We start from the raw sequence: 21,184 nt of genomic DNA, 5'->3' as shown, positions 1-21,184 counted from the left end.
CGGAAACTGCACACATGTTCCGTCCGCGCAATATTGGGCACGATTCGCCCGCCCCGAATGGGGAACCCCGGCGGGCCCCGATAAGCTGGGGGAAACCGCTTGTAAACACTGAGGAGGACTGCATGTCTGCACAGATTGGCGTCACAGGACTGGCCGTGATGGGTGCGAACCTGGCCCGCAACTTGGCCCGCAACGGCTACACCGTGGCCCTGCACAACCGCTCCGTTGAAAAGACGGACGCCCTCTTGGAAGCCCACGGGGCCGAGGGCGACTTTGTCCGCACGGAGACCCTGGCCGAGCTGGTCGAGTCGCTGGAGAAGCCGCGCCGCGTGCTCATCATGGTCAAGGCCGGCGCCCCGGTCGACTCCGTGATCGACCAGCTGGTCCCGCTCATGGAGGCCGGGGACATCATCATTGATGGCGGCAACTCCAACTTCCAGGACACCCGCCGCCGCGAAGCCGACCTGGCCAAGAAGGAACTCCACTTCGTGGGCGTGGGCGTCTCCGGCGGCGAGGAGGGCGCGCTGCTGGGCCCCTCCATCATGCCGGGCGGTTCCAAGGAGTCCTACGACGCCCTTGGCCCGCTGCTGGAGAAGATTTCCGCGAAGGTCGACGGCGAACCCTGCTGCGCCTGGATCGGCACCGACGGCGCCGGGCACTTTGTCAAGATGGTCCACAACGGCATCGAATATGCCGACATGCAGGTCATCGGCGAGGCCTACGACCTGCTGCGCAGCGCGGCAGGAATCGAGCCCGCCGAGCAGTCCGACATTTTTGCCAAATGGAACGAGGGCCAGCTGGCCTCCTTCCTCATCGAGATCACCGCTGAAGTCCTCGGCCATGTGGACGCCAAGACCGGCAAGCCGCTGGTTGACGTGATCGTGGACTCCGCCGGGCAGAAGGGCACGGGCCGCTGGACGGTCCAGTCCGCCCTGGACCTGGGCTCGCCGACGTCGGCCATTGCCGAGTCCGTGTTTGCCCGCGGGCTCTCCTCACAGCGCGGCCAGCGGGCCATCGCCCAGGACGTCCTGGCCGGGCACGAAGGCACCGTGGAACTGGGTTCCGACTTTGTCGAGGACGTCCGCCAGGCGCTGTACGCCTCCAAGCTCATCAGCTACGCGCAGGGGATCGACATGCTCACCTCGGCCGCCGCCGAGTACAACTGGGACCTGAAGCTGGATGAAATCGCGTCCCTGTGGCGCGGCGGCTGCATCATCCGCGCCGAACTGCTCAAGGACATCACCAAGGCCTATGCCGCCGAGGAAAAGCCCGCGAACCTGCTCTTCGCCCCGGCCTTCGCCGCGGAAATCGCCGAGGTCCTCCCCGCCTGGCGCCGCGTGGTCTCCACCGCAGTCCAGCTGGGCATTCCCGTACCGGTTTTCTCCTCCTCGCTGGCCTACTACGACGGCCTGCGCCGCAAGCGCCTGCCGGCCGCCCTGACCCAAGGCCTGCGCGACCTCTTCGGCGCCCACACCTACAACCGTGTCGACGTTGAAGGCACCTTCCACACCCAGTGGAGCGGGGACAAGAGCGAAGTCAGCGCCGTCGACACGCACTGACCCGCCGGCTCGTGGCGCAGCGGTTGCCTTTGGCAGCGGCTGCGCCACAGCTGTTTAACCAGGTTGTTCAGGGCCAGGAACGACGCCGGCAACCGTGCGGGCCGGCGTGCCGTGGCCTTCCGGAACTTGTCAGCCCCGCCAGGCGGTGAGAACTTCCGGCCCGGCCTCCGTGATGGCGACGGTGTGTTCGGTGTGGGCCGTGCGTGCGCCCGTGGCGCTGCGCAGGGTCCAGCCGTCAGGGTCCATGACAAGTTCGGCAGTGTCGGCCATGAGCCACGGTTCTATGGCCAGGAGCAGTCCGGGTTGCAGGACATATCCACGCCCTGCCCGGCCGTTGTTGGGAATGTGGGGATCCTGGTGCATGGTGGAGCCAACCCCGTGCCCGCCAAACTCGGTGTTGACGCTGTATCCCGCCGAGGACAGGACGCTGCCCACAGCATGGGAAATGTCCCCGATGCGTGCTCCGGGCCGGGCGGCTTCAATTCCGGCTGCCAGGGCGGCCCGTGTTGTGTCAATCATGCGCTGGTCCTCGGTGCCGAGCGGCGTGCCGACGATGAAGCTCACCGCCGCGTCCGCGACGATGCCGCCCAGGGACACGGCAAAGTCGAGTGTCAGCAGGTCTCCGTTGCACAGTGCGTAGTCGTGGGGCAGCCCGTGCAACACGGCATCGTTGACCGAGGTGCAGATGACGTGCCCGAAAGGCCCCCGGCCGAAGGACGGGGCGTAGTCGACATAGCAGGATGTGGCGCCTGCCGCGGCAATCATTTCCGCGGCCCAGTCATTGATCTCCAAGAGATTGGTGCCGACCGCCGTCCGCTCCTGGAGGGTATGCAGCACGCGGCCAACAAACTGCCCGGTTGCACTGGCGCGGGCCAGCTCTGCCGGGGTGAGGATTTCAATCACGGGCTGTCCTTCCAGGTTTCCAATAACAATACCGGTAATACTATACCGCTATGATGGATCCATGGTCCGTTTACCCCTGTCCCCGGAAGAAGTCATGCGCGGCAAGTTGCTTGGCGAGCTGCTGCGGCGGGCGCGCGGCGGCAGGCCAATGCTTGACGTGGCGCTGGCTGCCGGCATTTCGCCCGAGACATTGCGGAAGATTGAAAGCGGCAGGGTGCCAACGCCGTCGTTCTCCACGGTGGCGATGCTGGCCATGGTTCTGGGGCTGTCCCTGGACAATGTTTGGGGGACCGTCTACGACGGACCTGGAATAGGCAATGCGTGCGCTGAGGGGGAGCGGTCCCGCCAGGCCTCCTGAGCCGTCCGGATGCCTGCGGCCTTGGGCTCCCCGGACTTGGCCTCCGCGGACTGGAGGCCTAGATCCACATGGCCGGGTCTATGTACTCCGCCGGGTCCACGGCGGGCGCCATCTCCTTCTTGGAGTCGCGGTGCCGCCACGTTGCGGGGATGCCGGTGATGATGGAATTTGCCGGGGCGTCCTTGACCACCACCGCGTTTGCACCAATGGCGGAGTCGTCGCCGATGTGGATCGGGCCGAGCACCTTGGCGCCGGCACCGATGGTGACCCGGTTGCCGATGGTGGGGTGGCGCTTGACCTTCGCCAGTGAACGCCCGCCCAGCGTGACGCCGTGGTAGATCATCACGTCGTCCCCGATTTCGGCCGTCTCGCCGATGACCACCCCCATGCCGTGGTCAATGAAGAACCGCTTGCCGATCGTGGCGCCCGGGTGGATTTCAATGCCCGTGGCAAAGCGTGCCAGCTGTGACAGCGCCCGAGCCGGGAAACGCAGCTGCGGGTTGGCCCACATCCTGTGCGTGAGGCGGTGCACCCAAATGGCGTGGAGCCCGGAATAGACAAAGAAGTTCTCCGCGGAACCGCGGGCCGCCGGGTCATGTGACCGGGCGGCCTCGAGGTCCTCACGTAACCTGGCGAAAAAACCCACAGAAGTCCTTCAGTTCGCTTTTCAGCCGCGGATGTCGTCGTAGAGAATGGTGGAAATGTAGCGCTCGCCAAAGTCCGGGACCACGGCAACAATCAGCTTACCGGCGTTTTCTTCCCGCTTTGCCAGCTCCAGGGCACCCCAGACTGCCGCGCCGGCGGAGATGCCGCCCAGGATTCCCTCCTGGTTGCCCAGGGCGCGGGCCACGGAGACGGAGTCTTCCAATGTGGCGTCGAGCACCTCGTCGTAGATGTCCTGGTCCAGAATTTCCGGGATGAAGTTCGCCCCGAGGCCCTGGATCTTGTGCGGACCGGGTGCCCCGCCGTTGAGGATGGCGGAGTCCTTGGGCTCCACGGCCACAATCTTCACGCCTGGCTTGCGGCTGCGCAGCAGGCGGCCGGCGCCTGTGATGGTGCCGCCGGTGCCGATGCCGGCCACCAGGATGTCAATGGCCCCGTTGGTGTCTTCCCAAATTTCCTCACCCGTGGTGGTCCGGTGGATTTCGACATTGGCGGGATTGGCGAACTGCTGGGCCCAGATGGAATTCGGGGTGTTGGCCACGATTTCCTTGGCCTTTTCCACGGCCCCGCGCATGCCCTCCGAGCCCGGTGTCAGCACAATCTCGGCACCGTATGCGCGCAGCATGACGCGGCGCTCGGTGGACATGGTCTCCGGCATGGTCAGAATCACCTTGTAGCCGCGGGCGGCGCCCACCATGGCCAGGGCAATTCCGGTGTTGCCCGAGGTTCCTTCAACGATTGTTCCGCCCGGGCGCAATTCCCCGGAGGCCTCGGCAGCGTCAATGATGGCCACGCCAATGCGGTCCTTGACGCTGTTGGCGGGGTTGTAGAACTCGAGCTTTACGGCGATGGTGGCGTTGAGCCCCTCGGTCAGCCGGTTCAGCCGCACCAGGGGGGTGCCGCCAACCAGTTGCGTGACATTGTCGTAAATACGTCCCATGGGTGTTCCTGTTCTCAAAATTGGAGGGTGTGCCGTGCCGGGGCCGGACGGTTCCGCCTGCCCGCAAAAGTGCTAAAGCGCCAGCGTATCGACCGCGGGCGGCCACTTTCTACGCCGTGAGCCACTGGGCGTAATGTTTTCTCACCTTTGCGATCTTCGGGTTGATAATGACCTGGCAGTAGCCCACTTCGGGCCGGCGGGCGTAAAAGTCCTGGTGCTCCGCCGTTGCCTCGTAAACGGTGCCCAGGGGCTCCAGCGAGGTGACGATGGGGTCGCGCCAGTTTGACTGGTTGCGCACGATCGCTGCACGGAAGGCCGCTTCGTCCTCCGTGGTGGCGTAAAACATCGAGGACCTGTACTGGGTCCCGGTGTCGTAGCCCTGGCGGTTCAGTGTGGTCGGGTCGTGTTGGGCAAAAAACATGTCCAGGATGACGTCCGCCGGGATGATGTCCTCGTCAAACGTTACGGCCACCACCTCCGCGTGCCCTGTCATTCCCGAGCAAACTTGCTCGTAGCTGGGGTATTGCACGGCCCCGCCGGTGTACCCGGACACCACTGATTTCACACCGTTTGTCATCTGGTAGACGGCATCCAGGCACCAAAAGCACCCGCCGCCCAATACATAGGTCTTCACATCCCTTTATAAGCCGCCATGGTGCCATTTGATTCCCGTAACGTTGCGTGGCCCACACCCGACTAAGCTGGAACGATGAGCATGGAACCAACAGATCCCACGCCCGACGCCGCTTCCCGCCACCGTGCCCCCGGCACCGACATGGACGGAACCGAAGCGCCGGCCGGGGAGGAACACGCGGGGCCCGCGGCGGAGCCGGACTTGGCGGTTGCCGAAGCGGAAACCGCCAAGTCGGTGCCGGAACCGCCCGCTGTGGCGCCGGCGTCGTCCGCGGCGGAAAGCCTGGCCGCACCCGTGGCGGGAGCGGAAAGTTTCCCGACGCCGGAGGAGGAAGGGGATCTTCAGACCCCCATGCTCTCGGAGGTGCTGCTCGCCGTGGAGGAGCTGTGGCCGGAGTCCCTCGCTGAGGACTGGGACCGGGTGGGGCTGGTGACGGGACGCCCGGAAGCCGAGGTGGACCGGATCATGTTTGCCGTGGACCCCACGCTGGACGTCATTGACGAAGCCCTGGAATGGGGTGCCAAATTGCTTATCACTCACCACCCGCTGCTGCTCAAGGGAGTCAATTCAGTGGCGGCAACCTCAGGCAAGGGGCGGGCTGTGCACCGCCTGATCGAGGGCGGCTGTGCGCTGCTGACAGTCCACACCAACGGCGACAGTGCCGTGGGAGGGGTGTCGGACGTCCTGGCCGACGCGCTGGGACTGGTTGACGCCGTCCCGTTGATGCCGGCCGCGCACGGACTCGTGGAGGAGGGCATCGGCCGGGTCGGCCTGCTGCCCGGGGCCGAAAAGCTGGGCGAGCTCGCGGCCCGCATCTTCCTGACCCTGCCCTCAGTGGCCGGCGGGGTGCGGGTGGCCGGCGACCGCGATGCATTGGTGCGCAAGGTGGCAGTGTGCGGCGGTGCCGGGGACAGCTTGTTCGACGCCGTCCGGGCCAGCGATGCCGATGTCTTTGTCACCGCTGACCTGCGCCATCATCCGGCGTCGGAAGTCCGGGAAGCCAGCCCCGACGGCAGGCCGTACCTGGTGGACCTTTCGCACTTTGCCAGCGAATGGCTGTGGCTGCCCGCCGCCGCCAGCGCCCTGGCGAATGTGCTCGCCGACCAGGGATATGCGGCCGAACTTGCCGTCAGCCAGACAAACACGGATCCGTGGGATTTCATTTTGACTCCCGGGAACTAGCCGGGCCGCTACGCTTTTCAGCACACCATTGACCTTATTGGCATTTAGCAGGAGGAACTTTCATGGCCAAGGCAGCACCGGCGGAACAACTCCGCTTGCTCGACATCCAGGTCCTGGACGGCAAATTGCGCGCCCTGGACGTCCAGGCGAAGGCGTTGAAGGAGGATCCGCGCCTTCCGGACCTGCACGCGGGCGTCACCACGGCCAAGAGCGACCTTGTGGTGCTGGACACCGAGGTCCACGACCTGGAGCGCACGCTCGCCAAGTCGGAGGAAGACGTGGCGCTGGTCACGGCCCGCATCGCCAAGGACGATCTCCAGCTCAACAGCGGCACGGGGCTGTCCAAAGACCTGATGGCATTGCAAAATGAAATCGAATCCCTGGGCAAGCGTCGCGGAGTCCTGGAGGATGCGGAGCTTGAAGCCATGGAGGCGCTGGAGGACGCCACCGCACGCCAGGGCGCGCAGCGGGCATTGGTGGAAAAAATGCAGGCCGTGCTGGATGAAGTGGTCGGGGAGATCCGCAGCAAGCTCGGCGGCCTGCGCATGGAACGCGATGCCACGGCCGCCGAACGTGCCGAATTGGCCGCCACCTTTGACCCGGCGCTGCTGGCCATTTACGATCGCACGCTGGCCAAATACGGCGTCGGCGCAGCCAGGCTGTTCCACGGAACGTCGGAAGGATCCGGCATGCAGCTCAGTCCTGGCGACTTGAGTGAGATTTTGGGTTCCGCCCCGGACGACGTGGTCTTTTGCCCGGACTCTGGCGCAATCCTGGTCCGCTCGCCGGAATGGACGTAGGCGGTCCCGTCCCGGTGGTTGGGCCTGCCGCGGTGGTTGGGCCTGCCGAAACCCCTCCGCCGTCACGCGGACGCCTTCACCACGTTGAAATTTGGGTGCAGGACTACCTCCGGGCAAAGTCAAGCCTCGGCTGGCTTCTGGACCGCCTGGGCTACACCCTGGAATCCGAATGGGGCCATGGCGGCAGCTGGCAAGGTGCCGGCGAATACATCGTGCTGGAAGCCGGGGCGGACGTCTCAGGGCCTCATGAACGGCAGCACGCCGGACTGAACCATCTCGCCTTCGCTGCCGGGCCGGCGTCGGCCGTTGAGACCCTTGCCGCGGCAGCCCTGGGACATGGCTGGGCGCTGATGTTTCCCGACAGGCATCCGTACGCGGGCGGCTCGGGGCACTGGGCGGCGTATTTGGAGAATGCCGACGGCTTCGAAGTGGAGCTGGTGGCCGGTTCGGAGGCGTAGTTGGTGCCTGTGCCGGACTGGCGGTGCATGGTGCGCGGGCCTTGCCCGGCCTGTCAGTCCGCCAGGATGATGTTCAGCGCGTGGTGCCTGCGCAGCGTGCCGGGGACCAGCTCCACCACCCACTTTTCGCCGGCCGCGCGGGCCAGCTGGGCGGGTGTTTCGGGCGCCTTGCCCCGGCGTGTGAGCAGGTGGCGTGCCAGTTCGCCGCGGGTGTGCTTGGCAAAGTGTGAGACCACCTTTCGGGTGCCGTCACGTTCGGTAAACACATTGACCGACACGGTCCGCCCGGCCGCCGGCGTCCAGGCCGCCGCGTAGGTGCTGGAACGGCAATCCACCAGCAAGTGTCCTTCCGCGTGCGCTTCCAGGGCGGCCCCGAGACGTGGCTTCCAGTAGCTGGCCAGCCTGCCCAGGCCCGGGAGCCCGGCAGACATGGACAGGCGGTAGGCGGGAATCCTGTCCGCAAAGCCCACCGCACCCCAGAGCCCCGAGACCACCACGACGCCGGCGTCGGCCTTGCGCTTTTGAGTTGGGGTCATGCGGTGGTAGCCGAGGGCGTCGTAGAGGACGCCGGTGTACACGCTGTGGGCGGGGGCTGCCGGCTCCTGTTCGAGCCGCGTGTTGCGGAGCACTTCATGGGCCAGCGAGGCGCCGACACCCAGGTGGGACAGGGCATCGTCACGGGCCGAAACCTGGGCCAGGGCCCCGGCAACTTCCTGGCGCGCCGCCGTCAAATCCGTGAAATGCAGTTGTGCCAAATCGACGGGCGGGCCGGACTTGGCGGGGGTCTTGCCTTCAGACGGGGGCAGTAAAATCAACACCTTGTGAGCTTACCGGCTTCCGCGCCTGCACCCATTCCGGCGCCTGCACCCAGCCCCTCGCCGAACGGGCACATAACGTGGATGTTTCGCCGGAACACCCCCCCAACACATCCTCGAACAGGCACTTAACGTGGTGGTTTCGCCGCAACACCCCCGTTAACTGCCGGTTCGCGGAGACTCGGCAGGCTGCCTTTCAGCGGCCCTTGGCCGAGCGGCACCCCTCAACACATCCTCGAACAGGCACTTAACGTGGATGTTTCGCTGGCAACACCCCCGTTAAGTGACCGTTCGCGCGAGGAAGGGGGCGAAGAGAGGGGGAGAAGAGGGGCGAGGAGGGGGAAAGGGAGAGATGGCAGCAGTAGACCGGTCTAGTGAAGTGCGACACTGAACTCGCGGGTAACGGCAGGCCGCCGCCTAGAATGGTGACGGCTTAAACCAAGGGTGTTTTGAGCCAGGAAAGGTACTAGACGTGACGCTCAACAACGTTTCACTGACCAGCGACGCCGCATTGGACACCTGGATCCAGCGCGAAACCATGGCGGAAACAATGATCCCGCTCATCGGCCGCCTCTACCGCGAAAACAACGTGATCACCAGCATTCACGGCCGATCGCTGATCAACCAGTCGGTCATCAGCCTCGTGAAGGCACACCGCTTTGCCCGGCAAATCGATGAGGTTGAGCTGCCCCTCGCCGAAACCCTGCCACTCCTGGAAACCCTGGTAACCCTCCAGCTTGGTGCTGCCTCCCTGGACCTGGCCCGCCTCAACGCCGGCTTCAAGGCCTCCGGCGAAACCAACCTGGAAACGTTCCTCCGCACGGAGCTGGCCGACGTCGTCGATCGCTTCGGCGCAGACGAGCGCACCAGCACCGACGTGGTCCTGTACGGCTTCGGCCGCATCGGCCGCCTGCTGGCCCGCATCCTCATCGAGCACTCCGGTGGCGGCCACGGCCTGCGCCTGCGCGCCATCGTGGTCCGCAAGGGCGGCGACATGGACCTGACCAAGCGGGCCAGCCTGCTGCGCCGCGACTCCGTCCACGGGCCCTTCACCGGCACCATCACGGTGGATGGGGACCGCAACATCATCCAGGCCAACGGCACCTCCATCCAGGTCATTTACTCGGACAATCCGTCCACCATCGACTACACCTCCTACGGGATCCATGACGCGCTTGTCGTGGACAACACGGGCCGCTGGCGCGACGAGGAGGGCCTGTCCCAGCACCTGCAGAGCAAGGGCGTGTCCCGCGTCCTGCTGACCGCCCCGGGCAAGGGTGCGCTGAAGAACATTGTGCACGGCATCAACCACGGCACCATCCTGCCCGAGGACAAAATCGTCACGGCGGCCTCCTGCACCACCAACGCCATCACGCCCGTGCTCAAGGTCCTGAACGACAAGTACGGCATTGTCCACGGCCACGTGGAAACCGTGCACTCCTTCACCAACGACCAAAACCTTACGGACAACTTCCACAAGGGCAACCGCCGCGGCCGCTCCGCCGCGCTGAACATGGTCCTGACGGAAACGGGCGCCGCGAAGGCCGTGGCCAAGGCACTGCCCGAGCTCGAGGGCAAGCTGACAGGCAACTCCATCCGCGTCCCCACCCCCAACGTGTCCATGGCCATCCTGAACCTGACGCTGGAAAAGGGCACCACCAAGGACGAGGTCAACACCTACCTGCGCGACATTTCGCTGAATTCCGGCCTGCGCAAGCAGATCGACTTCATCGATTCCCCCGAAGTGGTCTCCACCGACTTTGTGGGATCCCGCCGCGCCGGCATCGTGGACGGGCTCGCCACGATCAGCACCGACAAGAACCTGGTGCTCTATGTCTGGTACGATAACGAATTCGGCTACAGCTGCCAGGTGGTGCGCGTCATGGAGGAAATGGCCGGCGTCCACCCGCGCCAGTTCCCCGCCGTCGACGGCGCTGCGGCACCCGCCGCCGTCCCGGCCCGCGCACTGGTGTAGCGTCCGGCACCCAGGGTGTGCGGCCGCCGTCGTTCCTTCACGGACGACGGCGGCCGCGCACCTTTTGTTTTTGGCCGCCCCTTACGCCTGTAGCGTCTCCAGCCCTCCCCAAGCTCGCTGCGCTCGCCCGGGGCCCCTCGGCCTGTAGCGTCTCCAGCCCTCCCCAAGCTCGCTGCGCTCGCCCGGGGCCCCTCGGCCTGTAGACTTATGCCTTGGATAGGGCAGCTGGGCAACCGCGCGCCGCGCAAGCGGCTCGAGGAACGTCCGGGCTCCGCAGGACAGGGTGGTGGGTAACGCCCACTCGGGGTGACCCGCAGGAAAGTGCCACAGAAAATAGACCGCCCGCACGGCTCCGGCCGGCGCGGGTAAGGGTGAAACGGTGGTGTAAGAGACCACCAGTTCCCCAGGCGACTGGGGAAGCTAGGTAAACCCCACCCGGAGCAAGGCCAGACAGGGCATGGTTGAGGGCTGTCCGCCCGAGTGCCTGGGTAGGCCGCTGGAGGGCGCCGGCAACGGCGTTCGTAGATGGATGGTTGCCTCTCCGCCGCGGGAAACTGCGTCGGACGACAAAACCCGGCGTACAGGCTGCCCTATCCTTTCACATTGCGCAACGCCTTGAGGTGGCGCGGGCGCGCGGTGCGTAGACTTGCGGGCATGCTGATACGACAGGCTAGCGCCGCAGACTGGCCCGGAATCTGGGCCGCCATGGAGCCCACCATCCGCGCCGGGGAGACATACACCTACCCGGTCGATTCCACCGAGGCCGCCATGCACGCCGCCTGGCTCCCCGCCCCTGAACAAGCCACTGCCACGCACGACGCCGGCCCCTCCGCGCGCGTGAGCCGCACCTTCGTGGTCACGGAGGAAACAGGGGGTGGCGCCCCTCCCATGGTGGTGGCAACGGCCCAATTGCATCCCAATTTTCCCGGCGCCGGCAGCCACATCGCCAATGCCGGGTTCATGGTCCACCCCGACCACGAGGGCAAGGGCTACGGCCGCCTGCTGGCCCACCACGTGCTGGATGCCGCCCGTGCGGACGGCTACCGCGGCATGCAGTTCAACGCGGTGGTGGAGTCCAACACCGGGGCCGTGTACCTGTGGGAGTCGCTGGGCTTCGACATCATGACGACCATTCCCGGCGCCTTCGACCACCCGTCGCTGGGGCCCGTGGGGCTGCACATCATGTTCAAGTTCCTGGCCGGCTGACTGTTTCACTCCGGGCCTGCGATGCGGCGCGGGGTGTGGATGACGCGGGGTGTGGATAACTTCCTGCACAGGCCCGGCATGGCGCCTAGACTCGTACGATCAACGAAATTTTGCCGCGCCCTTCCTGGCCCCGCCGTGGGAAGGGGGGTCGGTGAAGCCGGACCGGGATGGGGTGAGGACGGCGGATGTTCAGGCATGCGGTGCAGCTTCCGCCGCCCACCCGCGGCCCGCAGCGCGGCCGGCAGCGCGGCCTGCGGCGCACCCCGCAGCGCGGGATGGCTGGGCGGCGGCGCAGGCCCGCCAGCCAGGCGGCGCGGCTGATGCAGGCAGCCTCTGCGCTGGCCGTGCTCCTGCTCGTCATGGTGGCCGGTTGGCTGCACGCCAGCGGGCGGTGGCCGTTCGAGCCCAACCCGGGGCCGCCGCCCGTGTTCACCACTCCGCCGCCGGGACTGGGACGACCCGTGGTCTACGTGGGACCGGCCACCGCCCTGGCCACACTGGAAACCCTGCCGGTGAAGGGCAGGGCTCCCAAGACGGGTTATGACCGCAGCGCTTTTGGCCAGGCATGGCTGGACGCCGACGCCAACGGCTGTGACACCCGCAACGACATCCTGCGCCGGGACCTGGACAAGGCCGTCCTGGTGGCCGCCACGCCGTGCCAGGTGGCGTCGGGCACGCTCAAGGACCCGTATACGGGCTCCGACATCCATTTCACGCGGGGCGCGGACACCAGCGGAGCTGTGCAGATTGACCACGTGGTGGCGCTGGGCAACGCCTGGCAAACGGGGGCCCAGCAGCTCACGGACGTCCAGCGCCAAAGCCTGGCCAATGAACCCTTGAACCTGCTGGCCGTCGATGGCCCTGCCAACCAGGAAAAGTCCGACGGCGACGCCGCCACCTGGCTGCCCCCGAACAAGCGATTCCGGTGCCAGTACGTGGCCCGGCAAGTGTCAGTCAAGGCAGCCTACCGGCTGTGGGTCACTCCCGCGGAAAAGGCTGCCATGGCCCGCGTGCTCGGCACTTGTCCGGGCGAAAAGACGCTTCCATCGGGCTTCAAGGGCGGCCCGTAGCGGTCCCCGGGGGACACACCCATTGAAACATTTACGGCGGTGATGGCCAGGCGCCGGAATCGGTGCGATGATGCCGGTATGAGCGAATCAGACTTCACCAACCCGATGCAGCTGGCCCACGACAACCTGGAGGAGGCCAACCGTCAATTGGCCCAGGCCACGGCGGATTTCAACGCCGGCGCCATCACCCAGGAACGCCTGGACCAGATCCACGAACTGCGCGACACCGCCGCCGCAGACGTCAACCGCGTGGCCAAGGAAAACTAGGCACCGGCACCGCAGCCGGGGCCTACTCCCGGGTGGTGCCGATTTCCGCCAGCGCCAGGTCCGGGTAGTTCTTTTCCACGCGGCGCATGGCCCAGATGTCGTTGAACAGTGCCAAATACTCCCCGTCGCTGCGCTCAAGCACCTCAGCGCCATGGACGGAGCCCAGTGTGGCTGTTGCGTCCGGCGTCGTCAGCCTGGCCAGGGAATAGGGGAGGCGCTCCAGGCGCATGGGGGCGTTGAAGTCGTGGTGCATGCGGTCCTCGACCACCTCAAACTGCATGGGCCCGACGGCGGCGAGCACGGGGGCCTGGTCGCCGCGCAGGTCCGATCGCAGCACCTGGATGACGCCCTCGTGCTCCAGCTGCTCAATGCCGCGGCGGAACTGCTTGTACTTGCTGGGGTCCTTGGAGCGGGCCACCTGGAAGTGCTCGGGGGCAAAGAGCGGGATGGCCGGGTACTCCACCGGCTCCTCCACGTACAGGCTGTCGCCCACCCGCAGGGCCGAGGCATTGACCAGCCCGACGACGTCGCCCGGGAACGCTGTGTCGATCACCTCTCGTTCCCGCCCAAAAACCTGCTGGGCGTACTTGGTGGCGAAGGACTTGCCGGTGCGGCCCTGGGTCACCACCATGCCGCGCTCGAACTTGCCGGAGCAGACCCGGATGAATGCCACGTGGTCGCGGTGGGCCTGGTTCATGCCTGCCTGGACCTTGAACACGAAACCGGAAAATGGCGCCTCCACGGCCCGCGTGCCGCCGGAGACATCGGGGCGCGGGGCCGCCGGGGGGGCGTAGTCCACCAGGGTGTCCAGGATCTGCTTCACACCAAAGTTCAGGGCGGCCGAGGAAAACAGCAGCGGCGTGGCCGCACCCGAGTAGAACGCCTCCAGGTCCAAAGGGGAATCGGAATCGACCACCAGCGACGCCTCCTCGATGGAATCCTGCCAGGCGTCGCCCTCGGAATCGGCGGCTTGTTCCGGTGTCAGGTACTGGGTCAGGGCAATGTGGGCGCCGGAACTGTTGCGGGCAAACTTGGCGAACTCGTTGCGCTGGATGTCCCACACGCCCCGGAAGTCGCCGGCGATGCCAATGGCCCAGGTCAGCGGCATGGGGGTGAGCCCGGTGCGCTCGGTGATCTCGTCCATCAGCTCCAGGGGGTCCAGGCCTGGGCGGTCCCATTTGTTGATGACGGTGATGATGGGCAGCTTGCGCTGGCGGCACACCTCAAACAGCTTCATGGTCTGCGTTTCCAGCCCCTTGCCCGCGTCCACCAGCATGACGGCGCAGTCGACGGCGGCCAGCACGCGGTAGGTGTCCTCGGAGAAGTCGGCGTGGCCGGGCGTGTCCAGCAGGTTAATGACCGTGTCCCGGTAGGAGAACTGGAGGGCCGCCGAGCTGATGGAGATGCCGCGGTCCTTTTCCATCTGCTGCCAGTCCGAGACGGTGTCCTTGCGGTTTGACTTGCCGTTGGTCGCACCCGCCGTGCCAATGACCTTCGCGTGCAGCGCCAGCGCCTCGGTGAGCGTGGACTTGCCGGCATCCGGGTGGGAGATGACGGCAAAGGTGCGGCGGCGGCCCGCCTGGCCGGTGATTTCAGTGGCGAGGGCGGGGGTGGGGGCCGGTAAGGACACAGGACTACTTTCTAGCGGAAAAGGAAATTCGTGGCAGGCATGCCGGAAGCCGGGGCAAAATGCCAACTCCCAAGTTTACCGCAGGGCTAGTGGGGCAGGGGCATGTACCCGAAACCGAGCTGCCACGTGCCGCCCGCGTCGATGCGGTCCAGCACCACCTGTTGCAGCGCCGTGGTGCGCGGCAGCGCAGCAAGGTTCTCCATGCTGCGCGTTCGGAACGTGAAGTAGACGGCGTCGGAGGGTTCATCGCGCGGAGTGCCGTAAGGGGTGAAGAGCCCGGCAAAACGGGCAATGTTCGACTCGGGGGCCAGATGCGCCGCCAGGTACGGGTCCAGCAGCCAGGATTCGCAGTTGGCCACGGCAACTGGCCGGTCCGGAAAGTGCGTGGCAAGGAACGGCCCGGCCGCGGCCAGGCTCCCGGCAACCGCCTGCACGCCCAGCCCGCCGTCCTCGGGGATGTGGATCCCCGCGACCCACTCCCCGGGAGCCACGCCCGGAATGCCGGCGGCGGGCTGGTGGAGCAGGAACTGCAGCCGGCCCAGCTGGAAAATCCGGCCGGCGAAATGGTGGGTCAGCCACTTGTACGTGTCCATGCCGAAGTGGCCGTGTACGCGGCGGTTGATGGCCAGGTTGCGGCCAAAGTCGGCCAGGGTGTCCCGCGTGACGGCGTCGGGAATGTCCCGCTCCGCGTGCCAGTGCTGCAGGGCCGGGACAAAACGGAGCATGGCCTCAAGCCATGGGCCCTCCGCCGTCGGCAGGCCGCCGGAACGCTCACCTGCCGGCACCGGTGCGCCCAGTTGGGAGTCCAGGAAGTCAAGAACGACGGCGGCCTCCGGGCTGGTGTCCCCCTCAAGCAGCGCCAGGCACCCGGCCCGGTCCTCCGCCGCAACCCCCAGGTAGTCGAAAGTCAGCTCGGTGGACAGTGCGGTGTGCGGCATCATTCCCCCAGCCTACCGAAAGTCAGTGGCCGAACGGGTCCGGGTCCACGCCCGGCATCCAGCTCAGGCCCGGCACGCCCCAGCCGCGTTCCTTGCGGGCCCGCTTGGCCTTGCGGGCGTAGCGGTCATTGAGCCGATCCACGTACAGCTTGCCGTCCAGGTGGTCGTATTCGTGCTGCATGCAGCGGGCAAACCAGCCCGTGGCCTCAAAATCGAGGGGGCCGCCGTCGGCGTCAAAGCCGCGCACCCGCACCCACTCGGCCCGCTTGAGCGGAAAGTCGATGCCCGGGACGGAAAGGCAGCCTTCCAGCTCCTCGTCGGGGTCCGGGCTCTTGCCGGAAATCTTGCCCAGCGTGAGCGTGGGGTTCACCAGCACGCCGCGGCCGGGGACGCCGTCGTCGTTCTCCATCTGGTACGTGAAAATGCGCAGCCCCACGCCGATTTGGGGTGCGGCCAGCCCCACGCCGTGGGCGGCGTCCATGGTTTCGAACATGTCAGCCACGAGGGTTTTGAGGGCGCCGTCGAAGGCCTGGACCGGCTCGGCGCGCCGGTGCAGCACCGGTTCGCCCAGGATGGTCACGGGGAGGATGGTCATGGCGGGTCCTTTCCAGGGGTGGCTCCCCGGGCGGCGGGGGAATGAAAAACACCCCGATCAAGTGACCGGGGTGTTCCGTGTTCGCAAGGAACACCATGGGGTGAGATACGGGGGTTGAACCCGCGACCTCCTGGACCACAACCAGGCGCTCTGCCAACTGAGCTAATCCCACCATGAGCCGCCGTCGTGCAGGCACACACCTGAAGTGCATCCTGCGCTTTGGGCAACGACGACTAGTCTACCCGGTCTTCCCGGTGGTCATGACCAAAACCGTGGGATTGGGCAAAAATGTGGTCCAGATCGCATTTTTGCCCAGCGGCAACCGCGCAACCACGCGGATTCCGGTGCTAAAACTTGGCGGCAATCTTCTTCGCGGTGTCCGAATCCGGCCCCGGTGCGGGCACAAAAACGGCTTCCCGGTAGTACTTGAGCTCGTTGATGCTGTCCTTGATGTCGCCCAGTGCCCGGTGCCCGCCGGTCTTGGCGGGGGACTGGAAATAGGCTCGGGCGTACCAGCGCCGGGCCAGTTCCTTGATGGTTGAGACGTCAATGACCCGGTAGTGCAGGTGCTCCACCAATTCGGGCATGTCGCGGGCCAGGAACACCTTGTCCGTGCCGATCGAGTTGCCGGCCAGGGGAGCCTTGTTGGGCACCGGCACATGCTCCTTGATGTAGGCCAGCACCTGGGCCTGGGCATCCTCCATGGTGGTGCCGGCGTCGAGCTCGTCAATCAGCTTCGAGGTGGTGTGCATGTTCCGCACAAAGTCGCCCATCTGGGCCAGGGCCTCCGCCGACGGCTTGATGACCACATCCACGCCCTCGCCCAGAATATTCAGCTCGGAGTCCGTCACGAGCGCCGCCACCTCGATCAGGGCGTCATTGACGGCATCCAAGCCTGTCATCTCACAGTCAATCCACACAATGCGTTCATTTGTAATAGGCACCCGTCCAATGTACCGCGAACCCGCATGCGCCCCGGCAGCGCTGGTAAAATCGCAGGGCCACCATCCGTGTGGCAGCCACGCATGTTTTCCAAGGAGACCCCATCAGTACGACGCCGGCCGGAGACTTCCGTTGAGCGCGGCACCGCGCGCTGCCGGTTCCGTGGAGACGGGCGGGATCCGCCCGTGGATTGCGTTACTGGAAGGGTTCGCCGGCTCCCTGCTGGTCCTGGCGGGCTCCATCGGTGTCGGTTGGATTGCCAACGGTTCGCCGATGATCCGAAACCCAATAGTCATAGCCATGCGCACAGACGGTACGGCCGTGCTGGCCTCCACCATCATGCTCACGCTCGGCGCCATGGTGCTGTTGCGTTCATGGCTGCGGCTGGGCCAGCGCCTGCACGGCTGGGGCCCCGGCTCACTGCGGCACGTGGTCCGCGCGGTCGTGGTATGGGGTGCCCCGATGCTGGTGGCCGTCCCCATCTATTCCCGCGACGTGTATGCGTACACCGGGCAGGGGCGTCTCATGGCGGAGGGCCTGAACCCGTACACCACGGGCATTTCGGCGCTGAGCAACTGGTTCATGCTGGGCACGGACCCGTCCTGGGCCGAGAACCGCACACCGTATGGCCCGCTGTTCCTTTGGCTGAGCCGGTGGGTGGTGGCCGCGACGGGGGCCCAGCCCGATGTGTCCGTGTTGTTGTTCCGCGTGCTGGCCTGCATCGGTGTGGCGCTGTGCGTGTACTTTGTGCCCAAGCTGGCGCAGCTGCACGGCATCAACGGCGCCCGGGCGTTGTGGCTGACGGCCGCCAACCCGCTGTTTCTTATTTCCTTCGTGGCCAGCGCCCACAACGACGCCCTCATGGTGGGGCTGGCCGTGGCCGGCACCTACTATGCCGCAGTGAGGAAGCCGGTGCTCGGAATCGTGCTGGTGACGGCGTCCATTGCCGTCAAGCCGATCACCATTGTCCTGCTGCCGTTCATCGGTCTTCTCTGGGCCGGCTCCGCCGCCGGCTGGAAGCGGAAGCTCGCGTGTTGGGCCGGGACGGCAGCCATGTCCGCTGCCCTGCTGTTCCTGGCCGGACTGCCGCACGGCCTGGGCTTCGGCTGGACGTGGGCGCTGTTGGACACCACGCCCGGGTACACGGGCTATTCGCCGTCGGGATTTGGCGGCCAAATGGTGGAACTGGCAGGCAACGCCCTGGGCCTGGACGGGGGAGCCATGGGGGACGGCTTCCGGAAGCTGCTGACCCTGGCCAGCATGGCTTTGGCAGCCTGGCTGGTGCTCTTCGGCAACCCCAAGCGGGTGGTGCGGCGCCTGGCGTACGCTTTCGCCGCCGTCGTCCTTCTGGCCCCCATCATCCAGCCGTGGTACGTGCTGTGGTTCCTGCCGTTCCTGGCCGTCACGGGCATTCGGAACAACTGGCAGGTCAAGGTGCTCTATGTGGTGGTGGGGTTCTTTGTGGTGTTTGGCGCCCAGGACCAGGTTTTTGTGTGGAACTTCGTGGTGCTGCCCGTCTCGGCCCACGCCCTGTCATACTGGGTCGCGCTGGCGGCCGTGGCCTACCTGCTGCTGCTCGACGTCCACACGCGCAGGCTCGTGTTCAACCGCCCGCCCGTCGCCCTTCCGCCGAGTTAGCGGATCCGCGTCGAGATGGGCCAATTATTTGGCGGGGTTTCGGCGCTTATCCGCTAACTCGGCGCGTTCGGCGGTCACTTCATGCCGCCCTTGCGCAGCGCGGCCAGCAGGCGGCTTTTGAAAACGCGTTCGTTGAAGAGATCGTTCCAACCGATTCGGATGACTGTCCACCCCTGCTCGATCAAGACGTTTTCCCGGCGCCGCTCCTCGCGGAGGACCTCCGGTGTGGGCCTGTAGTTGAAGTACTTTCCCTCGCCGTCGAATTCGAGGATGACTTTGTATTGCGGCCAGGCAAAGTCGGCGCGGTAGCCACCCAGGCGGGTGGAAAGCGGGAATTGCAGCACCGGCGGTTCGATGTTGCACGTGGCGATCAAGTCCCGAGTCAGGGATTCGCCGGCGGATTCTGAACTGGCGCTGGCGAAATCCAGAGCGGCCCGGAAGATCCGGATGCCGCGGTGGCCGTCCAAGGCGGCCGCCTCGCGTTGCAGCACCGCCCGCGGAATTCCGGTGCGCAAGGCATGGTCCATGAGGATCAGGGCCTGCTTGTAGTTCATCGTCAGTGCACAATCCACCGAGGTGCGCAGCACATTAGTCACCGTGACCCCGTCGATTTGAGTGCACTCCGAGTCCAGCAGCGGGCGGCAGTGGATCCTGACGTCGGGTGCCCGCCCCACGGTTGATTGCTGGGCCGGGAGTGTCAGGTGGATGAATTTGTCTGCCCGCCACAGTGGCAGCCCGTGAAGCCGCGCCGCGGATGCATGGCTGTAAACGGAGCGCGCCCAGGAAGACGATACCGCGGCGTGGGCGTGCAGCAGGATCGCCAGCCGTTCCTGGCCGCGGGGATCGAATTTGTCCCAGTATTCGGCCCTGACGTAGCAGCCGTGGCGGGCCCTGATGAGGACGCGTGCGCGCACCAACGCGGCTATGGAGGCTGCGTTGAGGCCCATTTCATTGAGTTGGCGGGTCCGCCAGGCGTGCTTGTTGCCCGGCAGGCTGTCGGCTGGCAGGGTTGCTGTGGGCGGGCCCGCACTGTCACGGTTGCTTTGGCCTGTGCTTTGGCCAGCGGCCGGCACCAGCCGCACTGTTCGGGCCCCGTCAGCTGCCGGTGGAGGTGTGTCGGAATAGTTTGGCTGTGAGGAGGAGTTCATGGATCCAGCCTGACGGGACGCACAAAGCAGGAACAGCCCCAAACAGCGATCTGTGGATAACGTGTGGCGGCCGCCCATTGGCCGACGCAACTATTCCCGAGCTAGCGGGTCCGCGTCGAGACTCGCCGAGATGTGGGCTGGTCTCGTGGCGGACCCGCTACCTCGGCGCGGGGGAGGTGTGGGACCCGCTATCTCGGCGCGGGGGACGGCGCGGGGGCGCTAGAGGGTTTCCGGCCCAACTCCGCCGTCCGCCGCACTGCCCACACCAGCAGCGTCACCAGCAGCACGTTGCGGATGGTCAGCACAGCCGCCATGATCGGGTTCGCATGGATGAGGGGCGTGTAAAACAGCGGGTAGATCACAAAGGTGGTGAACGCGATTCCCATGAGGAGCGTGGCGGGGATCTTCCAGCGATCCCAGTTGTGCGTGAGCCCGGCAATGACCACGGGTGCCAGCCAGATGATGAACTGCGGGGACCCCACCTTGTTGAACACGATGAACGCCGTGACCATCAGCAGTGACCCCTCGAGGAGGAGTTCCTCGCGTTCGGCGCCGCGGCGCAGCGCACGGATCATGATCAGGGCGCCCGCCACGGCCGCAATGATGAGCAGCGGCTGCATGAGCAGGGCGGCAAGCGGGGCGCCCGGCCCGTACACTTCCGTGGAGTTGATGGCCACGTTGTCCGCGATTTTGGACCCGCCCAGGTGCAGCACGCTCAGCCACACCCACGGGGTGGAGAACGTGGCCTCGAGCTGCATGCCGCGCTGGCCCTGGTTGACGGCAAAGTCGAGCAGGTGGGGCCCGGCGCCGGAAAGCACAGTGGCCCCTGCGACCACGGCGCTGACCACCACGCCTGCCAGCAGCACCTGCACCCGACGCGCGCTGGCGATCAATAATGGGGCCACGACGGCGGCCGGCCAGACCTTGATCCACGTCGCGACGGACAGCAGCACGGCCGCCACCACGGGACGGTCCGCCGCGTAGAGCAGCGCAATCAGCACAATGGACGTGGTGATGCCCTCCACGCGGGCAAAGCTCAGGTAGCCCATGAACACGGTGAAGCCCAGCCAGAACCAGGCCGGGGCGATGCCGCGGCGGGAACGGGTGCCGCGCGTCAAGTACGCCAGCCCAACGGCGTCAAGTGCGGTCAGGATCAGCGTCCAGCCGAGCAGGTACAAGTGCGGGCCAAACATGTTGGCGGCGAAGATGGGCACCTGCGCCAGCACGGGGTACACCCACGGGCTGATGGCGCCGTGCAGCTCGGCCGGGTTGTAGCCCAGCAGCGCCCATTCGCGGTACTGCTCCGTGTCGCTGAACGTGTCGCCGTGGACGAAAAAGGAGAACATCCACGCCAGGAAGTACAGGTGGACGGCCGCGAAGCCCCACCACACGCTGGCGGGCGTGCGGAACCAGGCCAGCACGACGGGCGGGAGCAGCCGGTTCCGCAGCACCGTGGCGCGGTC

The 21,184-nt window shown here is 66.2% G+C and carries 21 protein-coding genes, 1 tRNA gene and 1 other RNA gene; 11 read left to right on the top strand and 12 right to left on the bottom strand.

Annotated elements, in window-relative coordinates; genetic code table 11:
* Window positions 1–122 precede the first annotated feature (122 nt).
* Window positions 123–1,559, top strand: coding sequence for an NADP-dependent phosphogluconate dehydrogenase (gene gndA / locus G6N77_RS11875; protein ID WP_165182372.1), 1,437 nt, complete (start codon window positions 123–125; stop codon window positions 1,557–1,559).
* Between the two features lie 129 nt (window positions 1,560–1,688).
* Here gndA and map read toward each other — a convergent pair whose 3' ends face one another.
* Complete coding sequence (gene map / locus G6N77_RS11870; RefSeq protein WP_165182371.1) at window positions 1,689–2,462, bottom strand: type I methionyl aminopeptidase; 774 nt, start codon at window positions 2,460–2,462, stop codon at window positions 1,689–1,691.
* Between the two features lie 61 nt (window positions 2,463–2,523).
* Here map and G6N77_RS11865 point away from each other — a divergent pair, with 61 nt between their 5' ends.
* Window positions 2,524–2,820 carry a helix-turn-helix domain-containing protein gene (locus G6N77_RS11865; RefSeq protein ID WP_165182370.1) on the top strand — a complete coding sequence of 99 codons (297 nt, stop codon included), beginning with the start codon at window positions 2,524–2,526 and terminating at the stop codon, window positions 2,818–2,820.
* Between the two features lie 58 nt (window positions 2,821–2,878).
* Here G6N77_RS11865 and epsC read toward each other — a convergent pair whose 3' ends face one another.
* The 3 genes from epsC to msrA all read right to left on the bottom strand — a co-directional run bounded on the left by epsC (window position 2,879) and on the right by msrA (window position 5,057).
* Complete coding sequence (gene epsC / locus G6N77_RS11860) at window positions 2,879–3,466, bottom strand: serine O-acetyltransferase EpsC (RefSeq protein ID WP_165182369.1); 588 nt, start codon at window positions 3,464–3,466, stop codon at window positions 2,879–2,881.
* A gap of 21 nt (window positions 3,467–3,487) precedes the next feature.
* Window positions 3,488–4,423 carry a cysteine synthase A gene (gene cysK / locus G6N77_RS11855; RefSeq protein ID WP_165182368.1) on the bottom strand — a complete coding sequence of 312 codons (936 nt, stop codon included), beginning with the start codon at window positions 4,421–4,423 and terminating at the stop codon, window positions 3,488–3,490.
* A 109-nt stretch (window positions 4,424–4,532) separates the two neighbouring features.
* Entirely contained in the window at window positions 4,533–5,057 is a 525-nt protein-coding gene (msrA, locus tag G6N77_RS11850; RefSeq protein ID WP_165182367.1) for a peptide-methionine (S)-S-oxide reductase MsrA, read from the bottom strand.
* 351 nt (window positions 5,058–5,408) lie between these two features.
* On the opposite strand from msrA, the gene G6N77_RS11845 reads away from it, so the two are divergent.
* From G6N77_RS11845 to G6N77_RS11835, 3 genes are all read left to right on the top strand, one after another.
* The gene (locus tag G6N77_RS11845) at window positions 5,409–6,239 is read left to right on the top strand and encodes a Nif3-like dinuclear metal center hexameric protein (RefSeq protein ID WP_240902044.1); all 831 of its coding nucleotides are present in this window, start codon (window positions 5,409–5,411) and stop codon (window positions 6,237–6,239) included.
* A 62-nt stretch (window positions 6,240–6,301) separates the two neighbouring features.
* A complete protein-coding gene (locus G6N77_RS11840) occupies window positions 6,302–7,039 on the top strand; it encodes a zinc ribbon domain-containing protein (RefSeq protein WP_165182366.1) in 738 nt (245 codons plus the stop codon).
* Window positions 7,030–7,497, top strand: a complete 468-nt coding sequence (locus G6N77_RS11835) for a VOC family protein (protein WP_165182365.1) — start codon at window positions 7,030–7,032, stop codon at window positions 7,495–7,497. The genes G6N77_RS11840 and G6N77_RS11835 overlap by 10 nt, the downstream gene beginning before the upstream one ends.
* Before the next feature lie 53 nt (window positions 7,498–7,550).
* On the opposite strand, the gene G6N77_RS11830 is transcribed toward G6N77_RS11835, so the two are convergent.
* Window positions 7,551–8,315 carry a YaaA family protein gene (locus G6N77_RS11830; RefSeq protein WP_165182364.1) on the bottom strand — a complete coding sequence of 255 codons (765 nt, stop codon included), beginning with the start codon at window positions 8,313–8,315 and terminating at the stop codon, window positions 7,551–7,553.
* A gap of 469 nt (window positions 8,316–8,784) precedes the next feature.
* On the opposite strand from G6N77_RS11830, the gene G6N77_RS11825 reads away from it, so the two are divergent.
* The 5 genes from G6N77_RS11825 to G6N77_RS11805 all read left to right on the top strand — a co-directional run bounded on the left by G6N77_RS11825 (window position 8,785) and on the right by G6N77_RS11805 (window position 12,830).
* Complete coding sequence (locus G6N77_RS11825) at window positions 8,785–10,287, top strand: glyceraldehyde-3-phosphate dehydrogenase (RefSeq protein WP_306986877.1); 1,503 nt, start codon at window positions 8,785–8,787, stop codon at window positions 10,285–10,287.
* 217 nt (window positions 10,288–10,504) lie between these two features.
* An RNA gene (gene rnpB, locus G6N77_RS11820) (RNase P RNA component class A) lies at window positions 10,505–10,884 on the top strand.
* Between the two features lie 57 nt (window positions 10,885–10,941).
* Window positions 10,942–11,493 carry a GNAT family N-acetyltransferase gene (locus G6N77_RS11815; protein ID WP_165182363.1) on the top strand — a complete coding sequence of 184 codons (552 nt, stop codon included), beginning with the start codon at window positions 10,942–10,944 and terminating at the stop codon, window positions 11,491–11,493.
* A gap of 275 nt (window positions 11,494–11,768) precedes the next feature.
* The gene (locus G6N77_RS11810) at window positions 11,769–12,563 is read left to right on the top strand and encodes an HNH endonuclease family protein (protein WP_165182390.1); all 795 of its coding nucleotides are present in this window, start codon (window positions 11,769–11,771) and stop codon (window positions 12,561–12,563) included.
* Window positions 12,564–12,641: 78 nt separating this feature from the next.
* Window positions 12,642–12,830, top strand: coding sequence for a hypothetical protein (locus G6N77_RS11805; protein WP_165182362.1), 189 nt, complete (start codon window positions 12,642–12,644; stop codon window positions 12,828–12,830).
* Between the two features lie 22 nt (window positions 12,831–12,852).
* On the opposite strand, the gene G6N77_RS11800 is transcribed toward G6N77_RS11805, so the two are convergent.
* The 5 genes from G6N77_RS11800 to orn all read right to left on the bottom strand — a co-directional run bounded on the left by G6N77_RS11800 (window position 12,853) and on the right by orn (window position 16,937).
* Window positions 12,853–14,460, bottom strand: coding sequence for a peptide chain release factor 3 (locus G6N77_RS11800; RefSeq protein ID WP_165182361.1), 1,608 nt, complete (start codon window positions 14,458–14,460; stop codon window positions 12,853–12,855).
* Between the two features lie 86 nt (window positions 14,461–14,546).
* Window positions 14,547–15,401 (bottom strand): acyltransferase domain-containing protein, encoded by an 855-nt coding sequence (locus tag G6N77_RS11795; protein ID WP_240902015.1) that lies wholly within the window; start codon window positions 15,399–15,401, stop codon window positions 14,547–14,549.
* A 19-nt stretch (window positions 15,402–15,420) separates the two neighbouring features.
* Complete coding sequence (gene def, locus G6N77_RS11790) at window positions 15,421–15,993, bottom strand: peptide deformylase (protein ID WP_165182360.1); 573 nt, start codon at window positions 15,991–15,993, stop codon at window positions 15,421–15,423.
* Between the two features lie 96 nt (window positions 15,994–16,089).
* Window positions 16,090–16,165, bottom strand: a tRNA-His gene (locus tag G6N77_RS11785).
* Window positions 16,166–16,340: 175 nt separating this feature from the next.
* Window positions 16,341–16,937, bottom strand: a complete 597-nt coding sequence (gene orn / locus G6N77_RS11780; protein ID WP_165182359.1) for an oligoribonuclease — start codon at window positions 16,935–16,937, stop codon at window positions 16,341–16,343.
* 130 nt (window positions 16,938–17,067) lie between these two features.
* On the opposite strand from orn, the gene mptB reads away from it, so the two are divergent.
* Window positions 17,068–18,573 carry a polyprenol phosphomannose-dependent alpha 1,6 mannosyltransferase MptB gene (gene mptB, locus G6N77_RS11775; RefSeq protein ID WP_165182358.1) on the top strand — a complete coding sequence of 502 codons (1,506 nt, stop codon included), beginning with the start codon at window positions 17,068–17,070 and terminating at the stop codon, window positions 18,571–18,573.
* Window positions 18,574–18,647: 74 nt separating this feature from the next.
* On the opposite strand, the gene G6N77_RS11770 is transcribed toward mptB, so the two are convergent.
* The gene (locus tag G6N77_RS11770; protein ID WP_165182357.1) at window positions 18,648–19,721 is read right to left on the bottom strand and encodes a DUF559 domain-containing protein; all 1,074 of its coding nucleotides are present in this window, start codon (window positions 19,719–19,721) and stop codon (window positions 18,648–18,650) included.
* Between the two features lie 188 nt (window positions 19,722–19,909).
* Window positions 19,910–21,139, bottom strand: coding sequence for a glycosyltransferase 87 family protein (locus tag G6N77_RS11765; RefSeq protein ID WP_370875255.1), 1,230 nt, complete (start codon window positions 21,137–21,139; stop codon window positions 19,910–19,912).
* Window positions 21,140–21,184: the final 45 nt, after the last annotated feature.

Source organism: Arthrobacter silviterrae, assembly GCF_011045165.1.
GTDB classification, from domain to species: Bacteria; Actinomycetota; Actinomycetes; order Actinomycetales; family Micrococcaceae; genus Specibacter; species Specibacter silviterrae.
The sequence above is the reverse complement of the archived record's forward strand: the minus strand, read 5'-3'. Positions and strand labels throughout refer to the sequence as shown.